This is a genomic window from Acidovorax sp. NO-1, from assembly GCF_000238595.1.
GTDB lineage: Bacteria > Pseudomonadota > Gammaproteobacteria > Burkholderiales > Burkholderiaceae_C > Acidovorax.
This window is the reverse complement of the sequence record NZ_AGTS01000070.1, coordinates 1-1187: the sequence shown is the minus strand read 5'-3', so window position 1 is coordinate 1187 and position 1187 is coordinate 1. Positions and strand designations below refer to the sequence as shown.

1 protein-coding gene is annotated in these 1187 nt (G+C 58.9%); it reads left to right on the top strand.

Features of this window, described 5'->3' with window-relative positions; genetic code table 11:
• Positions 1 to 66: 66 nt before the first annotated feature.
• Complete coding sequence (locus KYG_RS07375; RefSeq protein WP_008904232.1) at positions 67 to 1029, top strand: IS5 family transposase; 963 nt, start codon at positions 67 to 69, stop codon at positions 1027 to 1029.
• The last annotated feature ends 158 nt before the right edge of the window (positions 1030 to 1187 follow it).

Genomic DNA, 1187 nt, shown 5'->3' with positions numbered 1-1187 from the left:
GGAAATCCTGCAAAACCCCCCGCAGTGTTTGGTACATGTCAGCATGCAATGGCATCCTCACAGGCCATGAAGCAAAGCAGCCTTGACCTGAATCTGAGCACCAAGAAGACCCGCAAACAGGAACTGCTGGTCCAGATGGATCGGGTGGTTCCCTGGGCTGCATTGATCGATGTCATTGCCCCGTACTACCCCGAGGGCAAGAACGGCCGCCCACCCTTTGCCCTGGAGACCATGCTGCGCATCCACTGCATGCAGCAGTGGTTTACCTTGTCGGATCTGGCGATGGAAGAAGCCCTCTTTGACACCCCGATCTACCGGGAGTTTGCAGGGCTCGATGCCCATGGACGAATGCCTGACGAGAGCACCATTTTGAGGTTTCGCCACCGGCTGGAGAAGCACAAGCTGGCCGAGCAGATTCTGGCCACCGTCAACGAACTGCTGGCAGCGCAGGGCTTGCTGCTCAAGGCGGGCACTGCGGTAGACGCCACGTTGATCGCAGCGCCCAGCTCTACCAAGAACAAGGACAGAAAGCGCGATCCAGAGATGCACTCAAGCCAAAAGGGCAATGAATGGCACTTTGGCATGAAGGCCCACATTGGCGTGGACGCGGAGTCAGGACTGGTGCATACCGTCATCGGAACCTCGGGCAACGTGGCCGACGTTGTAGAAGGCAACAGCTTGCTGCACGGGCAAGAAAAAGACGGGTTTGGTGACGCGGGCTATCAAGGCGTTCACAAGCGCCCGGATGCCAGGGCGGGCGTGACGTGGCACATAGCGATGCGCCCGGGCAAGCGCAAAGAGCTGGACAAAGAGAACAACCCCGTTGACGCGCTCATAGACCGGGTGGAGAAGATCAAGGCAAGCATCCGGGCCAAGGTGGAGCATCCCTTTCGGGTGATCAAGCGGCAGTTTGGATATGTGAAGGTGCGCTACCGGGGATTGAAGAAGAACACACTGCAGCTCAAGACGCTGTTTGCGCTGTCCAACCTGTGGATGGTGCGCCACCAATTGCTGGGGGCGAAGGGATGAGTGCGCCCGCAAACAGCCGTGCAGCCGCAGCGGCTGCGCAAGTGGCCCCCACAAGGGGCACCAAACAAGGCGGAACCGCTGGAAAGACGGTCTCCATTGCGCCAGATGAAAAACTCAGTCTCGTAGCACGCGCGAAACCGAGTTGTTCAGGACATCCC

What these genes read in the sequence shown, in the direction of transcription:
- KYG_RS07375 (WP_008904232.1), top strand. Translation starts at nt 67, where the DNA reads ATGAAGCAAAGCAGCCTTGACCTGAATCTGAGCACCAAGAAGACCCGC.